General features: G+C 42.6%; 24 protein-coding genes. 16 read left to right on the forward strand and 8 right to left on the reverse strand.

Going from position 1 to position 19,497, the window contains the following annotated elements; translation table 11 throughout:
* Positions 1-365: 365 nt before the first annotated feature.
* On the reverse strand, positions 366-896 hold the full coding sequence (locus R2R71_RS12935) for an RNA polymerase sigma factor (RefSeq protein ID WP_316831690.1): 531 nt from the start codon (positions 894-896) through the stop codon (positions 366-368).
* 691 nt (positions 897-1,587) lie between these two features.
* Here R2R71_RS12935 and R2R71_RS12940 point away from each other — a divergent pair.
* From R2R71_RS12940 to R2R71_RS12960, 5 genes are all read left to right on the forward strand, one after another.
* Positions 1,588-2,487 carry an SDR family oxidoreductase gene (locus R2R71_RS12940; protein ID WP_316831691.1) on the forward strand — a complete coding sequence of 300 codons (900 nt, stop codon included), beginning with the start codon at positions 1,588-1,590 and terminating at the stop codon, positions 2,485-2,487.
* 666 nt (positions 2,488-3,153) lie between these two features.
* Complete coding sequence (locus tag R2R71_RS12945) at positions 3,154-3,384, forward strand: hypothetical protein (RefSeq protein ID WP_316831692.1); 231 nt, start codon at positions 3,154-3,156, stop codon at positions 3,382-3,384.
* A gap of 288 nt (positions 3,385-3,672) precedes the next feature.
* The gene (locus R2R71_RS12950) at positions 3,673-3,915 is read left to right on the forward strand and encodes a hypothetical protein (RefSeq protein WP_316831693.1); all 243 of its coding nucleotides are present in this window, start codon (positions 3,673-3,675) and stop codon (positions 3,913-3,915) included.
* 540 nt (positions 3,916-4,455) lie between these two features.
* Positions 4,456-4,680, forward strand: a complete 225-nt coding sequence (locus R2R71_RS12955) for a hypothetical protein (protein ID WP_316831694.1) — start codon at positions 4,456-4,458, stop codon at positions 4,678-4,680.
* The gene (locus R2R71_RS12960; protein WP_316831695.1) at positions 4,655-5,164 is read left to right on the forward strand and encodes a hypothetical protein; all 510 of its coding nucleotides are present in this window, start codon (positions 4,655-4,657) and stop codon (positions 5,162-5,164) included. The genes R2R71_RS12955 and R2R71_RS12960 overlap by 26 nt, the downstream gene beginning before the upstream one ends.
* 265 nt (positions 5,165-5,429) lie before the next feature.
* Here the strand turns inward: R2R71_RS12960 and R2R71_RS12965 are convergent, their stop codons facing one another.
* Positions 5,430-5,993, reverse strand: a complete 564-nt coding sequence (locus R2R71_RS12965) for a GDSL-type esterase/lipase family protein (protein WP_316831696.1) — start codon at positions 5,991-5,993, stop codon at positions 5,430-5,432.
* A 98-nt stretch (positions 5,994-6,091) separates the two neighbouring features.
* Here R2R71_RS12965 and R2R71_RS12970 point away from each other — a divergent pair, with 98 nt between their 5' ends.
* Entirely contained in the window at positions 6,092-6,289 is a 198-nt protein-coding gene (locus R2R71_RS12970) for a hypothetical protein (RefSeq protein ID WP_316831697.1), read from the forward strand.
* 36 nt (positions 6,290-6,325) lie between these two features.
* Entirely contained in the window at positions 6,326-7,096 is a 771-nt protein-coding gene (locus R2R71_RS12975) for a glucose 1-dehydrogenase (RefSeq protein WP_316831698.1), read from the forward strand.
* Between the two features lie 60 nt (positions 7,097-7,156).
* On the opposite strand, the gene R2R71_RS12980 is transcribed toward R2R71_RS12975, so the two are convergent.
* Positions 7,157-8,986 (reverse strand): glycoside hydrolase family 15 protein, encoded by a 1,830-nt coding sequence (locus R2R71_RS12980; RefSeq protein ID WP_316831699.1) that lies wholly within the window; start codon positions 8,984-8,986, stop codon positions 7,157-7,159.
* Between the two features lie 290 nt (positions 8,987-9,276).
* Between R2R71_RS12980 and R2R71_RS12985 the strand changes: the two genes are divergently transcribed.
* From R2R71_RS12985 to R2R71_RS12995, 3 genes are all read left to right on the forward strand, one after another.
* Complete coding sequence (locus tag R2R71_RS12985) at positions 9,277-10,215, forward strand: ATP-binding protein (RefSeq protein ID WP_316831700.1); 939 nt, start codon at positions 9,277-9,279, stop codon at positions 10,213-10,215.
* Positions 10,216-10,289: 74 nt separating this feature from the next.
* On the forward strand, positions 10,290-10,535 hold the full coding sequence (locus R2R71_RS12990; protein WP_316831701.1) for a DUF3253 domain-containing protein: 246 nt from the start codon (positions 10,290-10,292) through the stop codon (positions 10,533-10,535).
* A 411-nt stretch (positions 10,536-10,946) separates the two neighbouring features.
* On the forward strand, positions 10,947-11,534 hold the full coding sequence (locus R2R71_RS12995) for a DUF4142 domain-containing protein (protein WP_316831702.1): 588 nt from the start codon (positions 10,947-10,949) through the stop codon (positions 11,532-11,534).
* A gap of 44 nt (positions 11,535-11,578) precedes the next feature.
* Here the strand turns inward: R2R71_RS12995 and R2R71_RS13000 are convergent, their stop codons facing one another.
* Positions 11,579-12,508, reverse strand: coding sequence for an NADP-dependent oxidoreductase (locus R2R71_RS13000; RefSeq protein ID WP_316831703.1), 930 nt, complete (start codon positions 12,506-12,508; stop codon positions 11,579-11,581).
* 257 nt (positions 12,509-12,765) lie between these two features.
* On the opposite strand from R2R71_RS13000, the gene R2R71_RS13005 reads away from it, so the two are divergent.
* Positions 12,766-13,224, forward strand: a complete 459-nt coding sequence (locus tag R2R71_RS13005) for a PA2169 family four-helix-bundle protein (RefSeq protein WP_316831704.1) — start codon at positions 12,766-12,768, stop codon at positions 13,222-13,224.
* An 85-nt stretch (positions 13,225-13,309) separates the two neighbouring features.
* Positions 13,310-13,570 carry a DUF3606 domain-containing protein gene (locus R2R71_RS13010; RefSeq protein ID WP_316831705.1) on the forward strand — a complete coding sequence of 87 codons (261 nt, stop codon included), beginning with the start codon at positions 13,310-13,312 and terminating at the stop codon, positions 13,568-13,570.
* Between the two features lie 50 nt (positions 13,571-13,620).
* Here R2R71_RS13010 and R2R71_RS13015 read toward each other — a convergent pair whose 3' ends face one another.
* Complete coding sequence (locus R2R71_RS13015) at positions 13,621-13,812, reverse strand: hypothetical protein (RefSeq protein ID WP_316831706.1); 192 nt, start codon at positions 13,810-13,812, stop codon at positions 13,621-13,623.
* 220 nt (positions 13,813-14,032) lie between these two features.
* Here R2R71_RS13015 and R2R71_RS13020 point away from each other — a divergent pair, with 220 nt between their 5' ends.
* The 4 genes from R2R71_RS13020 (at position 14,033) to R2R71_RS13035 (ending at position 17,509) form a co-directional block, all read left to right on the forward strand.
* Positions 14,033-14,461 carry a LexA family protein gene (locus R2R71_RS13020; RefSeq protein ID WP_316831707.1) on the forward strand — a complete coding sequence of 143 codons (429 nt, stop codon included), beginning with the start codon at positions 14,033-14,035 and terminating at the stop codon, positions 14,459-14,461.
* On the forward strand, positions 14,445-15,689 hold the full coding sequence (locus R2R71_RS13025; RefSeq protein WP_316831708.1) for a Y-family DNA polymerase: 1,245 nt from the start codon (positions 14,445-14,447) through the stop codon (positions 15,687-15,689). The genes R2R71_RS13020 and R2R71_RS13025 overlap by 17 nt, the downstream gene beginning before the upstream one ends.
* Before the next feature lie 114 nt (positions 15,690-15,803).
* Positions 15,804-16,478, forward strand: coding sequence for an SOS response-associated peptidase (locus tag R2R71_RS13030; protein ID WP_316831709.1), 675 nt, complete (start codon positions 15,804-15,806; stop codon positions 16,476-16,478).
* Between the two features lie 437 nt (positions 16,479-16,915).
* Positions 16,916-17,509, forward strand: coding sequence for an RNA polymerase sigma factor (locus R2R71_RS13035; RefSeq protein WP_316831710.1), 594 nt, complete (start codon positions 16,916-16,918; stop codon positions 17,507-17,509).
* An 89-nt stretch (positions 17,510-17,598) separates the two neighbouring features.
* Here R2R71_RS13035 and R2R71_RS13040 read toward each other — a convergent pair whose 3' ends face one another.
* The 3 genes from R2R71_RS13040 to R2R71_RS13050 form a co-directional block, all read right to left on the reverse strand.
* Positions 17,599-17,880 (reverse strand): hypothetical protein, encoded by a 282-nt coding sequence (locus tag R2R71_RS13040; RefSeq protein WP_316831711.1) that lies wholly within the window; start codon positions 17,878-17,880, stop codon positions 17,599-17,601.
* Positions 17,877-18,380, reverse strand: a complete 504-nt coding sequence (locus R2R71_RS13045; protein ID WP_316831712.1) for a hypothetical protein — start codon at positions 18,378-18,380, stop codon at positions 17,877-17,879. The genes R2R71_RS13040 and R2R71_RS13045 overlap by 4 nt, the downstream gene beginning before the upstream one ends.
* A gap of 209 nt (positions 18,381-18,589) precedes the next feature.
* Positions 18,590-18,778: a hypothetical protein gene (locus tag R2R71_RS13050; RefSeq protein ID WP_316831713.1), complete on the reverse strand. Its 189-nt coding sequence runs from the start codon at positions 18,776-18,778 to the stop codon at positions 18,590-18,592.
* Between the last annotated feature and the right edge of the window lie 719 nt (positions 18,779-19,497).

Raw genomic sequence — 19,497 nt, forward strand, 5'->3', positions numbered from 1 at the left:
TTGTAATAAAAGTATTGATCAGATCTGAAAACAATTTTTTTGACCTGGATTTATCTGACGAAGATTTTTTGTACCTGGTGATCTTTTCCTTGATAATTTCCCACTTTCTTTGTTCATTCATATCGCTCCACTCTATTTGTTACACAATCTCTTGCTGAAATATCAGGCTTATCAACGGAAAAGTCAAACTCAAAAAGTAATCTTTATGTTACAATTTGGCCCGAATCACACTGAGGTACTTCAAACGATCAGCGCCGCAGACTGTAGCGTTGATCACAACTATCACTTTCAGCAAATTTATTCGCTTTACATTTCCTTTCAACTCCCATACAAAAGTTCCTCTTTTATTAATAAACTGGTTATCGTTACGCCTGTCCAGCTTTGTAAGCATACCTGCTGTGACTCATTAACTGCTCTTTCAATAATTTTCTTGCGCAATGAATCCTCGTCTTCACCGTTCCAACAGGTATTCCGAGTTCCTCGGCAATCTCATGGTATTTCCATCCTTCAAAATGCTTTACAAAAGCAAATGCGTAACACTCCGGTAACTTTTTGAGTGCCTTGTGTACATCTTTAAGGATTAGGTTGCTTTCCCCAGCATTCTGGCTGGCACTTCGAAATAAATCATGGCTGGAAATTTCCTCGCTTTGTTGTATAATCGAAATGGTTTTAGCCCGGCGGCGGTAATCGTTTATAAACGTGTTGCGCATAATTGTGTATAACCAAGCCTTTAGATTACTGCCCTGTTCAAACTGCTGATAATAACGCAAGGCCTTCACCAGGGTATCCTGTAGTAAATCCTGTGCATCGTCAGTATTATTTGTAAAACTTTTAGCAAAACAGAGCAGCGCAGGTGCATGTTTCATTGCCTGAACACTGAATGAGGATTGGGTCATAATTTGATGATTACGTTCAGTATACTTAAGCAAAACTAGTACCAAAAATTGCATTTTTCGATGTTTGCCCTATGTAAGACTAACTGAGGTAATGCGTGATTAAGCACGCTGCAGCTTGACAGTTTTGGGTGATGATTCAGAATGTGTCCAAAGCAATGCAAAATTGCTCAGGAATTTTTTGTGCTAATTTGCTGGATGTTAGCAGGCCAGGTCTGCGCGCTGTCTATAGCCAGCCATAATTTTTTAGCCGATTAATCACCGACGTCACTTTCGAGTATTCCTGTGAAAATCTTTGGCCACTTACAGGTCAGATCAGATATCCTGGATTCTAGCAACTGTTTGTTAATGCTTCTAGCCCTCACAACGCCAAAGTCCAGTACCTTCACAGACATTTTACAATAAAAGGGATAGCCTATATTGGTTTGTCATGTATTGCTGAGGATCTCCATTCACAATACACCTAATAACCCCTAAGGATCTTGTTTTATTAAATAAAAATAGCTTTACCAGCATTTTAATAAAAAAATATTGTGATTACCGGTTTTTGCATTCATCACTACTAAACTTAAAACGCTTAATTACAATTTTTAAAATAAGGTGAACAAAATCGGATTGTTCATGTTCAAAAGTAATGATGGCTATTGGCCGTGCAAGAATTAATGTAGAATATTAGCAGCTTAAAACTATTATCATGTCGACAGAGAAAAAACAAAAACTTGACAACCCAGTTACCAGATATCCGGCACCACCTTTCCCAAGGCAGCCGCAGCGTGTTCCCGGTCTTGCTTCTAAAATGGACCCTGTTCCAGACCATGGGGAGGAATCCTACCAGGGTCATGAGCGGCTATCGGGCAGAAAGGCATTGATCACGGGCGGCGATTCAGGTATTGGGAGAGCAGCAGCGATTGCTTATGCTAGGGAAGGAGCGGATGTCGTAATTAATTACCTGCCTTCAGAACAATCCGATGCAGATGAGGTACTCAGACTTATAGAAGCCTGCGGCAGGAAAGCATATGGAATACCTGGAGATATTACTGAAGAATCATTCTGCATAAGCCTCGTTCACCAGGCTGCTGAAAAACTGGGCGGCATCGATATCTTGGTTAATAATGCAGGACATCAGCAAGCAATAAGTTCTTTAGCTGATATGAGCACCAAAGACTTCGATGTTACAATGAAAACTAATGTTTATGCCCCATTCTGGATCACTAAAGCAGCACTGGAACATTTAAAGGAAGGTTCGGTGATCATTTCTACTAGTTCAGTCCAAGCCTACGATCCTTCAGAAAATCTTTTCGATTATGCTCAAACCAAAGCGGCTAATGTAGCTTTTGTTAAGTCGCTGGCTAAGCAACTCGGACCCAAAGGCATCCGTGTCAATGGTGTAGCGCCAGGGCCAGTCTGGACACCATTACAGACAAGTGGCGGGCAGCCACAGGATGCAATTGAGCAATTCGGCAAGATGACACCTCTGGGACGTCCTGGACAACCTGCTGAATTAGCGTCGATTTACGTACAGCTGGCCGATCATAATGCCAGTTATGCCACAGGACAGATCTATGGTGCCGCTGGAGGATCTGGACATCCTTAGCAGCGACCGTGGGTCTAGGAAAGCCTTGCAGTACTTGCGGGGCTTTTTTATCCTGTAGCAGTCACAAACAGTAAAACTGCCAAGTCAGTCGGTTCGGTAGGGTTTCAGCTAGTGTCTATCCCCGAGGGAAATGTCGATTTCGGCAAGGATTTCCTTGTAATAATTGCCTTCGAAATAATGCTGAGGGCCACGCTATCATTCGAGTTTACCGCATTGATTACGTTTTGGATGTCAAAAAGGGCTAAGCCTGATACAACACCGTTTATAGTGGAACGATGTTGCAGATTACTTATAATCATTTAAGTTAGTTACAGGTTTAAACCGATCACAATAGCGTATGCCTTCCATTAGCGTCTCCTGCAAAATGTCTTTGGCATCATAACCATCCCTTGCTAAAAATTATCGCATGACTTTACAGACTGCCTTCCATTTTTGCTGCCGCCGCAAATTCATCTTTATTCATAAATATCGGTTTTCACCGTATAAGCAAATGCTGAGGAGCTTGTCAAGTTGAAGTTTTAATAACATTGGAACCTGGTATTCAACAACTTTCATGATAAGCTTAAAAAATGTGATTTGGGGCCTATTTGGAATAATGTTAACTTTCCTTTAGTTTGAAAACTTCGCTTTAAGCGCACTGCGTTTGCAGAAAAAAAATTAGAACGAATGATGGCAAAGTCATCAGGCTTTTTTGGAGATGATAATGGAATAAGAAAAGTGATTGCGTTATTGCTGAACGAGAAAGACTTTCAGCTAATCAGGTGCGCAAGTATTGATACATTCAAAAAAATGGAAGGCAGGGCTACTAACTTATTACTATTAGGGTGTAACCTTGCATGGTTGAACTGGTACTATGGATTGACTAATCGTGAAAACTGCACAGCATACCAAACATAACCCCTTATGATGATTAACGCTCAGGTAAGAGCAGCGCATATCAAAAGCACGTGCCTGGCCGCTATTAGCGGCTGGATCCGTTAATAATGACCAGCGATCGAAAAAGATCAATGCAGCCACCCATTTAGCCGCATAACTTTTTGATGAAAAAACAATTCTTATTAGTTGTGTATAATATACACTAAGTCGCTGTAGGCCCATTTATTCTTTAAAGCGCTAATATGGTGTGTTTTAATGAGGAACAATTTGAACAGTATGGTGTTAAAAAATTAAGAAAAGATATATATCATGCATGTTTTTGCCAATACTGATACCAGAATTCTAGATGTAGACGGAACCATAATTATTATCACACTTTTCAAAGCTGAAACTTGTAGATACCGCATACTTATTGACGGAATTATGAAGGGATTTCTCATCGAGAATGGCGAAGATTTTCGACCGGAAAAGGGCACTGATATCCCAGCATATTACCTTACAAAAATTAATGAACTCGCCCGCAGGCACCATAGAATTAATGTGGCCAGTTAGTCCGTAATATCATTAAGACCCTTTACCTTGAATTTCTGACTAAATAAAGGCATGGCTAATGGATCATTCACGGGCTCTTGATGATTTATGGGCAAATAAAATTATACCGCGTCTGTTCAAATGGCGCTACCCTTACAATTGCCACCTTGAGACCAGATCATAAAACACCCTGGCCGATGCCTGGGATTCGTAGGCATCTCTCGCCGGCTTTACCTTTGGAAGACACCAAGCATATTTGCTGCAATCATCCTGTTATATACATGTATCCATCCTTATCATCCTGCACCATGTTGCCAAAGTGAGTACCCGCCCATAACATTTGCTTTGCTCGAAAACCTTATGAATTTAGGTAAGCATGCCTAGCGAGAACATCTGATTTTTCAGAAGCGGGTTCTATCGATGTCATCCTGACTCCATTGCTGAGCGATTCGAGCTATAGCATAAGATGAGACCTAAGCTATTAATAATAAAAAAAAACGCAATTTGTAACTTCGAGCAAAAACAATCCTATAGTGATGATGTTTTATGACGAAGTAGTCAATGGAAAAACTCATCAATATATTAAAAACTGTACTTAGCAGTCACCGCATCACTGATATTATTCAAGTGGGCGAGCGGGAACTTAATATCATCGTTTCAACAAAAGAGGATGCGAAGGATATCCAAAGAATGGCCGATCTCATTCATGATGATAGCGAGGTGAAAATTAAAGGGGTCAAAATAAACTTCGTCGACCAGTATGGGACAAAATTCGAACGTGTCTAAGCATAATGTACCCCATCATGACATGGTTTCCAGCAGTAAAATGCTGGTGCTCGATTACCTCTTTGGGAGCGGGGATGAATTGGAGGCCTATCAGTTGGTCCGCTTTGCAACTGACGAACCATGGCTTGTCCTACAGGATGGTATTCTACTGGCTACTATGGCTAAACATGAGGGCAAGTGGATCGAAATTGGTGTAAGAAGTCTCGAAGAAGCTAAGGCAACTGCTATCACAAAATTTATCGATCAGCAGCACTTTAACTTCCTGCCTGGAAAAATCAAAACCCACTGGCCCGATCAAATCCAGGAGGTGATTATGCAGACGGATAGCCTTTACCTGGTTATCACTAAAGAAGGTATTGATTTTTTGCACTTCAAGCGGTTATTCAGCCAATTCATTGGTCAATTAGTAGAAGATGAATGGGCAGTGGAATTCAAGGTTTATCGTGCAGACTTTAACGAAGAGTTCCTGGTCAGGATCTTTTAGCCAAAAAAAATAGCCAATTTAAAAACATCTCTGGCCTCCAGAGGGTTAATATAACAAGATTGATCTTTTAGTCTAAGGGATTAATTTTTTAGGAAGCGGTAGCTGACGCAATCGGTTACCGTGTTATTAATGAATTCCAATATCTCCAAAGACTAACATTTCAAAAAAGGATAATCGGTATCGATTATCCTTTTGTATTTAGATTGCCCTCTAATTCCTGGGCATTTGATCAGATCTCATTAAATTTATATGATAATAAAACCGATCAGGATTTATCCAGTATTGTTTTGGTAACCGGCCAGATATACTCGGCAATAAGCTCATAACCACTTGCCAGTGGATGCAAGCCATCAGGCAGATGAAATTGTTTTTTACCTTTAATCGGCGCCATAAAATCCGAAATATAGGCAAGCGAAAATGCGGCTGCCAAATCTGGATATATATGCGCATAACGCTGCTGGTAAGTAGCAGGTACCCAAATGGGGATCTCGATCCCTAGCAGCAAAATAACTGCCCTAGGGGCTATCTTTTTCACCTGGAGAACCATGCGGCAAAGAAATTCATACATCATTTCAGGATCATGCCCCCGCAGGAAATCATTAGCACCAAGCTCAAGGATAAAAAGCGCAATATTATCATGCAGCAGCGGAGCAAGCCTGGGAAAGGCAGCTACCGTTGTATCCCCGCTAAGCCCTGCATTACACACCCTGAAAGAAAGCCCGGCAGATTTTATCGCCTGAGAAATCCTTGCCGGAAAAGTGGTCTGTTCTGGATCTGTAAGTCCATATCCCGCCGTCAGGCTATCTCCAAAAAACAGAATTTCTTTCATTAAATGTAAATAAGTAGCAATATAAATAAACAAAGCCCCAGCTTCAAAACCTTTTGGCAGCGAATCTTGTTTGTCAAAAACACAAAGCATACAAAGCTATGAATCTACAGCTATCCAATCCATTTCAAAACTGCCTTTTTGATGAAGAATGCGGTGAGGTAACTTATGGGCATTTTACTACTTCATCTTATCCGCAAAGGGGTAATGAACCCATCGAGAATGCCCAGGATACAGCTGCAAAGGGAAATAAAATTTTAGATGAAACAGATCCAAAGGCCTACACCATCATTTTATAATAGCGTGTTTCAAGCCTAAGTAAATCATAATCTTTTATGAAAAAATTCAAAGATAAAGTGGCGCTGATTACCGGAAGCAGTCAGGGGATAGGCGCAGCATGCGCCATCAGGCTGGCCAGAGAAGGCTGTGATGTGGTATTGAACGGACATCAGTTTGATGAACGAGGTGAAAAGCTTATCAAAGAAATTGAGCAAATGGGACAGCAGGCCGCTTTCATTGAAGCAGATTTAAGTAAAGCCAAACAAGCCACTCAGCTGGTAGAGAAAGCGGTCAAAAAGTTTGGACACCTGGATATACTCATCAATAATGCCGGCATTGAAAAACGGGCTGATTTCTGGACAGTCAGCGAAGAAGACTATGACCAGGTGATGGATACCAATTTAAAAGGTGTTTTCTTCTGTACGCAAAGTTTCGTGAAACATTGTATGGAAAGTAAAATTGAAGGCGCGATAATCAATATGAGCTCTGTTCACGAAGAGATTGTTTTTCCTCATTTTGCAGCCTATTGTGCCAGTAAAGGCGCCTTAAAAATGTTGACCCGTAATTTAGCCACCGAGCTTGCACCCTTTGGTATCCGCATTAATAACGTAGCTCCGGGCGCGGTTTCTACGCCCATCAATCAGGACTTACTCAAAAATAAGAAACAGCTTGAACAGGTCTTGAACAATATTCCCTTGAGAAGGCTAGGAAGTGTGGAAGATGTTGCAGGCGTGGTTGCCTTCCTGGCTTCCGCTGATGCTGCCTATGTTACCGGTTCTACTTATTTTGTAGATGGCGGTTTGACTTATCATTACCAGGAACAATAGCGCGAAACCTAACACTCCAAAATTGTTAATTTTTCGATACCTAAAATACCCACATTCATTTTAACTGCTTTTCCTACTGAGCTGTTTGTTCAGTTCTACCGCAGCGCTGATCAGCGCCAGGTGCGTAAATGCCTGGGGAAAATTCCCCAGGTGTTCGCCTTTTCGTCCCAGTTCCTCACTAAATAAAAATAAGTGGTTAGAATAGCCGATCATCTTTTCGAAGTGTTCCACTGCCCGCTCTAGTTCACCGCTCTTGGCCAGTGCCTCAATGAACCAGAATGAGCACATATTAAACGTACCCTCTTCACCATCGAGCCCATCAATTTTTTGCAGGCCGTTTTTATAGCGGTAAACCAGTACATCCAGGATAAGCTCCTCATCAATCACTTTCATGGTAGCCAGCCAGCGTGGCTCCTGCGGACTGATGAAATGCGTCAGCGGCATCAGCAGCACACTGGCATCCACATGATCAGCCCCTTTGTATTGTACCCAGGCACCCAATTTTTCATTCCAGAAATTATGGTAAATATCCTCGTAGATTTCACTGCGCAAAGCATGCCACTCCGCCTCAGGATAAGGAAAGGAGCGGTGCTCCGCTATCTTTATCGCCCTGTCCATCGCCACCCAGCACATCAAGCGGGTATGCAGGAACTGCTTTTTTGCACTTCTGATCTCCCATATGCCATGATCGGGTTTCTTCCATTCTTTGATTACGCAGCCTACCTGTTTTTCAATCAGTTGCCAGAATTCATAGGTAATGGGTTTATGCGTTTTATTATAGATGTATATCGTATCAATCAGTTCCCCATAAATATCAATCTGCAGCTGTGATGCCGCCTGGTTACCAATCCGCACTGGCCTAGCGCCCCTGTAGCCCTCAAACTGCGATGCTTCAAATTCTTTGATATCCGGATTGCCGTCGATATGATAAACCAGCTGCAAATCATGCTTCTGGCAAAGATTGAAAATCCAGTCCATGAATGCAGTGGCCTCCTGCATGAACCCCAGCCTCAAAAAAGCATACATCGTAAAGGCCGCATCCCGGATCCAGGTAAAGCGGTAATCCCAGTTGCGATTCCCGCCAATGGTTTCAGGTAAGCCAAAAGTTGCTGCGGCAACGACAGAACCATATTCAGCAGAGGTGAGTAGCTTTAGCGTAATGGCTGAGCGGCGGATAAGTTCATCATATTTTCCCCGGTAGCTTGTCTGGTTAATCCATCGTCGCCAGTAGCTAACCGTAGCGGGATAGGCCTTGTCAAGGTAGTGGTCCAGATCAATCCCTTCATGGCCATCTTCAATAATCTCCAGTACGATTTTCGCCTCCTGGGATTCTTTCAGCGTAAACTCAGCATAGCCTGCTCCTTGTTTGATATGTAAGGATATATCACTCTTGAGGAGCAGCGTGAGCTTTTCTTTTTTACAGCTGAAACGGATAGTATCCCCTGAACGGCTGCTAATATGAGCTGATTTCATGTAGCCAAATGATGGTGCACAGGTCATCTTAAAGGTGATTGTCCCACGAACAGCTTTCACGTGCCTTACAATTGCACTCTGAAATTTTTCTTCCTCAGATACCGGCATGTAATCTGCGAGCTCTGCAATCCCCTCATCGGCAAAAAACCTGGTCAGTAGGACAGCGGTATCGGGCAGGTAAAGCTGTTTAGTGCTGCAGTGTTGCAACTGTGGTTCTATTGCGAAATAGCCGCCACCATTGGAATCCAGCATAGTGGCAAATACCGACGGGGAATCAAACCGGGGTGCACACATAAAATCGATAGATCCCTGGAGCGATACCAGTGCGACGGTTTTAAGGTTACCGATAATCCCATAACTCTCGATGGGCTGGAAAGCCCGCTTATCATGATTTGCCATATAACAGAGGAATAGCATTAATAAGCGTTTAAGCGCCGGTTTTGTTTGCTTAGCAATCGAAATCTTTAGCGAAGCAAACAATTACGTTTTAGTTCACTGCATTCATTTTAGTGCCTGAAAAACATTTTTTCAGACATCATTGTTATACAGAAAATTAAAGCGATACCGATCACCATGCAAAGCAATCGTGAAAAAATCAATGATTTAACCATTCTCAATGAAGAGTTAGAAAATTATTTCTCCAATACGATTATCCCCCAGCTCTTTGTTGATGCCAATTTAATTTTACGGAATTTACGCCGCCTGCGATGAAGCAATTTGTGCTTAAGCCCGAATTCATAGGTCGCTCTATGGAGGATATCGAAGAAAACTTTAGGTTTCCGACCATCATAGAAAATATTAAGGTCGTTATCGCCACCGGAAACATCCTTGAAAAAGAAATCCAGACGATCGATATGCGCTGGTTTCAAATGAATATCTTGCCTTATATCGACCGCATTGACAATAAAACCAATGGCGTAATTATCACCTTTGTCGATATTACCGCTCGGGTAAAGGACCTCCGTGATCAGGAGAAACTGGTAGCTGAACATGAACTATTATTGGATACCATTGCCCATGATATTAAAAACCCAATCCTGGGCATTGCGCTGAGCCTAGAGGCAATGAAGCTCAACCCGGAAAAAACTGCAGCGGCACTCCCTAAGCTGATTGGCGCAATGGAACGGAGTTTAACCAATATCAAACAGGTCTTAGAAGATCTTGTCCAGTCGCATTGGGACCGTCAGCGCTATCAATCGGCAGAAGAGTTGATAGATATTCAGCATATCATAGAGGATGTCCGCCTTTCTATAGCTGCATTAATACATGAAACCGGGACAGAAATAAGTTTCGAGCTAAAGGTTAGCGAGATCAATTTCGTTAGAAGAAAACTTAGAAGTATACTCTATAACCTGATCAGCAATGCGATCAAGTACACCCCTAAAGACCGTATCCCTAAGGTTAAAATCCTTACGGAAAATGAAGATGGAAATTTTATTATTCGCGTTATTGATAATGGCATGGGTTTAAGTACAGAAACCAAGCATATTATATTCGAAAAATTCAAACGTGCAAAGACCGGCGTTGAAGGCTCCGGCGTTGGGCTTTACCTGGTGAATACTATTGTAAGCAATGCGGGGGGAAAGATTACCATTGCAAGTAATCCAGGCGAAGGTTCCGAGTTTAAGGTTTTTCTGCCATTGTAAGGTTTGCATTTATGATCAATAGGAGAACGTTGATTAACCAAGCTGGGGCTATAAGAACACTAGTAAATTAATTTATGCCAGAAGGACTAGATATCGCAGATTATATACTTGCCCATGCAAAGCTTCGCGGCCCCGAAAAAAGTACCTGCCCTTCAGAGATCGCCCGTAAATTATTTCCCGAAAATTGGCGAAAACACATGCAGGAAGTAGTCCATGCAGCCATTGAGCTTAAAAGTCAGGGTAAAGTATCCATCACCCAGAAAGGCAAGCCTATCACTACCACGGAAATAAAAGGCCCGATCCGTATAAAAATAGTATGATCAGCTAGTGGCTACAAACAAAAATAGCAAGCGTCCAAAAGGAAGCCTGCCGCTCTAAAAAAATTATAATTGTCTATCCAGACCCTTGAAGGACTTAATTGAACTACTCCAAATTCAATAAGGCCTTCAGGCGATCAATCTTTCCATTGCCACCAGGTGACTAAGATAGCTTTATTAGTAACCAGAAATTAACACGAGAGTATCAGTCAGACCAATACTTCTTTTTGGTGTGCAGTTACGTATCTGGGCAAGTGTAGGGGGTAGATCCATTCAGTTTGTATGCTTACCTTAATGATGCTATCAATTGCTTCTAAGTATCAAAAAAGGTATTCCTGCAAACTATTCTCACATTGATGCTCAAACTTTATCTGCCAAATAAGGTTATAGAAACAACAACAAAATAAAAAAAATATGAAAAACTTATTTTATGCAATGGCCTTAACGGCCGCAGTGATTGGCTTCCAGGCTTGTAGCGGAGGAAACAAAGATGCAAAAGAAAATGCAGACAGCCTGAACATGGCTAAAGACACCACCAGCAACGTGGCCGCAACAGGAGGCATAGCTGTTCCTGAAGAGGATGCTAAATTTGCGACCACGGCAGCAGTAGGTGGTATGGCAGAAGTAGAATTAGGTAAAATGGCCCTTGAGAAAAGCAGTAATGCCCAGGTAAAAGAATTTGCGACCATGATGGTGAATGATCATGGGAAAGCAAATAGTGAGCTTAAAATGATTGCCGAGGCTAAAAATATCACGCTACCCACTACAGTGGATGATGAGCACATGAAAAAAATGGACGAGCTGTCGAAGAAACAAGGAAAGGATTTTGATAAAGCCTATGTTGATGCTATGGTCGATGGTCACAAATCTACCCTTGATCTGATGCAGAAGGAAGCTAAGGACGGTATGGATGCCGAGCTGAAAACGTTTGCCGGTAAAACCACGCCGGTTGTTCAGGCGCACCTTGAAATGATTAATAAAATCAAAAAGGACATGAAATAAATAGGATGAAAGGCCCGGGTAATCCGGGCCTTTTTCATTGCCTGTTATATCACCTGTAGAATAATTTTCCCGCGGGTATGCCCTTGTTCACTTAGCTCATGCGCCTTTCGGGCATCTTCCAGTGAGAGTACCTGATCAATAACTGCTTTTACTTTCCCGCTATCAATCAAAGCTGAAATCTCATCCAGCTGGGCCGAGTTTCCCTGGGCGGTAAAAGCCAACAGGTGAAATCCTTTCTGCTTCGCTTCGGTGGGATGTTCAGCGCCTAAAGTACTCACCACACGGCCACCCGGTTTTAGCACCAATAGCGATTTCGCCTGCGTTTCCCCACCCAGCGTATCCAGTACCAGATCAATATCGCTTAAGACCGCCTCAAAGTTTTCCATATGGTAATCAATCACCTCATCGGCACCGAGTTGTTTTAAAAAATCAATATTCGCTGCCGAAGCGGTACCAATCACGTAAGCACCTTTAGCTTTGGCAAACTGTACCGCAAGGCTACCTACGCCACCTGCCGCTGCATGAATTAAAACCCGTTGGTTTGCTTTTAACAGGCCATAATCAAATAATCCCTGCCAGGCAGTGAGACCGGCTAGCGGGATAGCCGCCGCTTCTGTATGTCCAATGTTTAGTGGCTTGGTAGCTACCAATTTCGCATTCACGGCCACATAAGCTGCATAGGCGCCGTTTTTAGTTGGCTCCAGTTTAGCATATACCTCATCACCCTTTGCAAAACCACTTACTTTTTCACCTATGGTTTCCACCGTACCTGAAACATCCCAGCCCAGGGTGAGGGGCAGTTTTGAAGGAAATTTCTCAGCCCTTAAACCTTCCCTGATTTTCCAGTCAACCGGATTTACGCTGGTGGCATGTACTTTAATTAACAGTTCATTTGGTCCTGCCTGAGGGATGTCAATTTCATCTAATTGAAGCTTATCTGCTCCGCCGTGCTGATGTATTCTTATTGCTTTCATTTAAAATTTATTTAATTGTTGGAGCCAGTCTTCCTAAGAACCCACGATTAGGCTAAAGAGAATGGCCTTATGTTTTATTCAACAAGCGCAACTTTGAAATTGTGTTGATTAATTGAAAAACATGGCAACTTTAAGGTCAATCATTAAATCTTTTTGAACGATGTGCCTTAATGCCTGCGCATCCTGGTGTGAAAACAAATCAAAGCGTAAAACTTTTTGTTGAAAGGAAGGGTTCTATATATTCAAAGCTATAAAAAATGGAAAACAATCAAAAAATAGTATCCGACCTGAAAGGAATTATTGCCATTGTTAATGATGGAAAAGAAGGTTACTCGTCCGCTGCTGAGTCGACAGACAATATTGAACTCAAAGCCGTCTTCGCGAAATACGTTGCCGAACGGGCCCTGTATGAAACTGAACTCAAAGCACATTTGGCAAAACATGGTGCAGCGTCTGATAATCAGGAGGGTGGTATTCTAGGAACCATTCACCGCACCTGGATCGACATCAAACAGGCCCTGACCGATAAAAGTGAGACTGCGTTACTCAGTGCGGTAATTACAGGTGAAAAAGCAGCCCTTGAAAAATACGACGGGGCAATCAAGGATAATCAGCTCCATGCCGATCACCTTAACCTGTTAACCAGTCAGCGTAACGGTATCGCCGAGGCGCTGAAAGAAATAGAGGTGCTGGAACAGAAATATAAAGATCTTTAGGCCTTTATTAATCCACACCGATGTGAAGAGCGGATTGGGCAAATGCCCAGTTCGTTTTTTTATCTCTTTTTAAAAAAGTCAGCTGATGATAAATGAAAATCAAAACCCGCCACAAAACCCCGGTGTTCCAGACCCTGAAGAAATCCGCTCACAGCACCCAATTGAAGATGACCATGATTCCTTGGAGGCTATGGAAGCAACGGCAAGTGCCGAAATTAATCCGGAAGACCCCCAGGATATTGCCTATTGGGCGATGCAATTCCAGATCAGTGAAGATGAGCTCCGTGCAGCTATCCTCTTACGAGGTACAGCTGTTGAGGGGATACGTAAATACTTAAGTGTTTAATGAAAAATGCGCCAGTGGCGCATCATCGTTATAAATAATGGATGTGAAGGCTACTGGTTCACTGAAATTTCTGATATTCTGCTATAATCATAACGGATTACTTCATAATCCCTGGCTTTTGCCCGTAATAAGGTAATCTCATGAATCTCTGCTGAAATGATACGCTGGCTGCCCTTTGAAAGCAGTAATTCAATCCTGCGTAAAGCCAGTTTATAATCTGCGTCGTTTAAAATATTTTCCATCCTGAAAGCCTTTAACCAAAAATAAAAGACTAAGCTCAGCCCACAAAGAAAATTTATTAACACCTGTGGAATTCGCCGCTGGCAATCCATCATCTCTGTGCAAGCAACATTTTCTAACGCTATTCTTTGCAGTTGTGCTTTCTTCGTAAAAATGCATCTTCGTTATTTGATTTACTAAAAATATTAGTATAATTTTGTCTTGTATTAAGGCAAGGCATTTATGATCAGATCGTTTGAGAACAGAGCAGCGCAAAGGATAACGGGTTTTCAATCCCCAGCGGCAGATTACCTGGAAGGCAGGTTGGATTTGAGTAAGAAGCTTATCGTAGATCCCCACTGCACCTTTTATTTTCAGATGAAAGGAGAGGAGATGGCTTCTTTAAGTATTCACCATGATGACCTTTTGATTATTGACCGTTCCTTGCAGCCCGCTCATGGCGCTATTGTGATTGCCTTTTATAACGGTGTATTTACCTGCAGGATGTACCAGCATGATAAAACAAAGCCTAATTTGAAAAACGATAGTGATACTATTGAACAAAGCAGCATGGAAAACCTGCAAATTTGGGGTGTCGTTACTGCAGTTTGCCGCAATCTGTTACCACAAACATTGAAGAGAGGGAGGTACAAAGATGTTTGCACTTTGTGATTGTAATAATTTTTATGCTTCCGCAGAGCGGCTCTTCCGGCCGGAACTTAATGGTAAACCCATCGTGGTGCTGAGCAATAATGATGGCTGCGTGATTGCCCGTAGCGAAGAAGCCAAGGCTTGCGGGATTAAGATGGGAGATCCTGAGTTTTTAGTCAGAGACCTGATCAGAAAATATGGTATTCAGGTTTTCTCCAGTAATTATGTGCTCTACGGCGATATCAGCGAGCGTGTGATGAACAACCTTTCCCGATGGTTCCCAAGACTGGACGTTTATAGCATTGATGAAGCATTTGGCTGGCTTGGTGGGGTAAAAGACCTGGATCGTTACGCGCCGAAAGTCAGGAAAACTGTGCTTGCCAATACGGGTATTCCCGTATCTATCGGCGTTGCGCCAACTAAAACCCTGGCTAAACTGGCCAATAAATTGGCTAAAAAGCATGGTGGGGTAATGGTACTTGATTCCAAAATTAAAATCAGCAGAGCGGTAGAAGAATTTCCTGTTCATGAACTTTGGGGAGTTGGCCGCGAGTACTACAAAAAGTTTGAGGCGCTGAATATCAAAACCGTAGCACAGCTTCGCGCAATGCCGGAGATGTGGTTCAAGCAAAACATGACCATAGTGGGGCAGCGTATGTGGAATGAGCTTTGGGGGAGGCCTGCTATACCTTTAGATGAAATCCGGGAAAGTACCAAGGGCATCACCGTCAGCAGGTCTTTCCGCAATTACATTGAGCAGCCGGAAATCCTGGCCGAAGCGCTGACGCTTTATGCGAGCAGACTGGCTGAAAAGTTGCGCGAGCAGGGCTTGCGATGTATGTATCTGCAGGTTTTTCTGTATACCAATAAAAACAGAGAAGATCATCCGCAACACTTTCCATCGCATACCCACAAACTGCTCATCGCCAGCAACAGCACTACTGACCTGGTGAGTATCGCTGTCAGGGTGGCTCAAAAACTATTTCGTTATGGCGTGAAATACCGTAAGGCAGGGGTCATCGCTACTGGCCTGATACCAGAAAGTGAACTTCAGCTCAACCTGTTTTCTAATCACGACGGCGGCAAGAAAGATACTGTGTCCAAAGTCCTTGATAAGCTCAATCTCGCCTATGGCAGGGGGACGCTTCGTATGGCTACCGAAGGGTATGAGAAGAAGTGGAAGCTCAAGCATGAATACCTCTCCAGAGGATATACAACCCGCTGGACTGATATCATCAAGGTGGTGTGAGTATTGTAAATCATAGATGATAGTCGAAGGCTAAGCAACACTTAGAGATTAAAATTTAAAATGTGCTCAACAAGGAAATAAAAAGAAATAATAATAATAAAAAGCAGAAAGCGTATGTGCGGAAGAACACTGATCGGTGAGAGCCAGGCTATGGCAGCCAAAGCAGGCCTAATCCTGGGAGGAGAAGCAAGGGAGAAAGATACTAACCGCCCACCGGGTACGGATATGCCAGTTATTCTGGATGCCCGGCCGGGTAAGTTGCATTACATTAAATGGGGCTTAATTCCGGCTTATGCTACAGAAATTCCTAAATTTTCAACCACCTATTGCCGCATAGAAACGATGCATAGCCTTCCGAGTTACAAAAATCTTATCGGGCGCAGGCATTGTGTTTTTGTCGTGGAAGGGTTCTATGAGTGGGACAGGGCAAGCAATAATAAACAGCCTTACTTTTTCGAGCGAAAAGATAAAAGCATTATGCTCCTCGCCGGCTTCTGGGATAGCTGGAAAGATCCCAAAACCGGTATCGTTATCCCATCTTGTACAATGATTATGCAACCCGCTAATGATTTTATATCCAAAATACATGACCGGATGCCCTGTATCCTCTCTCAAAGCGAGAGTGCCAGCTGGCTTGACAGGGAACTGCCAGCTAAGGAGCGGTTGAAAATTTTGCATAAAGTGGATAATGATTTACTTAGGGGCTGGCAGGTTGATGCTAAAATCAACAATGCGAGAAATAAAGATGAAGATAATAATAAGCCTTCAGGACCAGACTTGTTTAGCTAACATGCGCAGGCCAATGATTATAAAATGCAGCAGGCCATTTACCCCCGTGCTGTGAATTTATGCTGCCCAGTTAATCACATATCTCACTGAATCGAATCAACTATGCTGGAGTGGCTTTATTTTTAAAACTAAACCAAGCTCTTGCATGTTCTCTGACTATGGAACCGTTGGAAGGATTTGAAAAATTGGTAGGAATATTATTGGGCATATTCTTGCTTTTTTTGCTGGTGATTACCATCATCTGCCTCGCACTATTCTAATGCGCTAATTTAACGGTATTTAACAGGGCATTTCTTTGCTTTCGCTAATCTTCAAGTTTCTTAGCGCATTTGGGTGTTATATGCTATCTTTTTTGCCTGCAATTAAGCCTTAGCTGCTTTAGTTCAGTAGGTTGTGAGAAATCTAAAACTTTCGGTTGCTGCTGATGTTGACAGCATATGATTAAAGCTTTACATAACAAGCCCTTTACAGGTGAGGGCAATTCCGCAAGCCACATGCTGGAAATGCCTGAAGATAAACTTGTAAAGGCTTTGAAAGCCCAGGACCAGGTTGCATTTAACTATTTATATCGATATTACAGTGCAGCCCTCCACGGAATACTCCTAAGGATGGTCAATCAACAGGAAACTGCCGAAGACCTGCTACAAGAAGTTTTCCTTAAAATCAATAAAGGGATCTTGGGATACGACACCCAAAGGGGCAGGCTCTTTACCTGGATGTTAAACCTTGCGAAAAATACGGCCATTGATCATATCCGCCTGACCACTTCCAAATGTCGGCTGCGAAGTGAGGAGATCGAGAATTGCGTAAATATCATTGACGCCGCAGGATGTGCACAAACCAATACAGATAGCATAGGCTTACGGACCATTATTGGCGGGTTGACCCTTCAGGAGCAAAAACTGCTTAACCTGGTTTATTACGGGGGGTATACCCACATTGAAGCCGCAGCAGCGCTTGCCATGCCCCTGGGTACAGTTAAGACCCGAATACGCGCAGCTATACTAAAACTTCGCAAGTATTATAACTAGCTCACGCTGCACTTTCTCCAACATAGCTCTTTAAGGTAAAACAGTATTGAGGCCACCGTTTACTTAGTTTCACCATTCGCGGAGTTGACTCAATGGTATTCAAAAAGGAGTTTTCCGTTCTCAACATATAAATAAGTTGTCTGGTTAGCCAGGTAATTATGGATAGGGTATTTAGCACCCATATCCTCTAATGCCGCTACAATATCTCCGCTTACGCGGATGAATCTTTTCTTATAATATGAACGTTTTTCCTGCAAGTCTGTAATTTCTACCTCATTGATTAGCCCATCGATATCCTGGTCAATGTTATGCATCTGGTTGAGCAGTTTCAGGTATTCATTAAACTGCTCCTGTATCGTTAGCGTGCTCATTCGGCCTTTTCTTCTATTATTATTGTTCCACCCTCACAATGAATCAAAACCGCACTGTCATCCCGTTTATCTTTAACAAGTACTTTAGTGTTGATCCTGCATAACTTTTCCACCAAAATATCCTGCAGTACAGTCCATTCAGCGCTAAGGTTTTCCAGCTCTGCCTCCCGGTGTTCCCGCTCCAGGCAGGCAATTAAATGTTCATCCGCCTGCTCAGCAGAAATAAAGTCCTTGTCAGATAAGTCCGTCAAAACCGCAGCATCCACTGCGTTTTTAGCATCCTCAACAGCCAGCGAAATGCGTTCAAAATCATCAAATATTTCCTGTATCGTTCTTTCCATGCTATCAAAACCTGAAAAATTAAAATTAGTTTGCAATATTTTTTTTAAAGCAATAAGAACTTCAATGCATCGTGAGCCGAACCTAACAATATAACCAGCATCATCCAGGATCAAATTACATTGCAAAGAAAATAGAGATTTCAAATCATTAACATTCATAAAGGTTTGATGACCAACAGCGCGTTAAATGTTAGTGCGTAAAGCATGTGGAGCGGAATTTGCGCCTGCTTTTTTTTGTTTTTAGCGAAAACCTTTTCCCTGTAAATGCGTTGTATAAGTTAAGGATTAATTGGTTTGGGGCGGGAGGCGATGCTTTCCGCTTTTTATTAGCTGTCCACCAAGCAGCAGATCTTTTGACGCATTAAACCTTAATCGAATGGGATGAAATGGTAATATTTCCAGGACCCACTCGGATAATACCAAAGATCCACGCCCAAAACTGTTACTTCGAAAGGCTGGAAAGTTGTTGCTAGTTTTTCTAGCAGCATTTTAGCAGTCAGCACATCAACTTTGTTCTGAATGGTAATATGCCTACGAAAACCCTGGCGGTCCTGCATTTTCAAATCCTGCCAAAAAATATCGCTTAGATTTTTTCCTTAAGCAGAACGTACTTCACTTTCAATGCTATAAGCCAGGCCGGCACCTGAGAATCTGAGCCAATCTACTCGCATGGCGATCGGGGCAGGCCAACAGGCTAAAGTACATCCAAGGTGTTAGGCTTATCAGCTAAGTAATGAAATAAGGTCAAATGCGCAGCCAGGAAGTTTCGTCCTGCGGAAAAGTAGACCTGGCGCCTTTTATCGAAAAAGGCCTGACTTTTCTTATCCATGTGCATGGTTAAGATTAATGGATAATCATCGTCGACTCCTAAATAATTTCCCAAAGGCCCCAATTGACCAGAGCACCCAAAGAATCAGTACAGGCTGAAAGAATATGCATAATATGTTTTTAGCATCAGTATCTAGTCCAAATGCATAACGATCCCCGAGATATTGGGCCAGGTCCCCGGAAAAATCCAAAAAAAAATACGGCAGGGAAGATACCCATTTCGATGCGCTGAGTTTTCCAGCATAATAAAATTGACCAAGGAATTGCTCTACTATTCCTGAAAGGATGACGATTAATTCCTTGTTTAATGCAAGCCAGTCTGGTAGCTGTGCCTGAAAAGCTTAGCGTATAAAGCTCTAAGTGGCCAACGCGGGCCACTACCATCAAAAGGCCTATGATTAACCTAAAAAGATTTTGTGCAGAAGATGTTTGATAAGCTTATCTGATG

The organism is Pedobacter aquatilis (genome assembly GCF_032678405.1).
In the GTDB taxonomy this organism is placed as follows: domain Bacteria; phylum Bacteroidota; class Bacteroidia; order Sphingobacteriales; family Sphingobacteriaceae; genus Pedobacter; species Pedobacter aquatilis_A.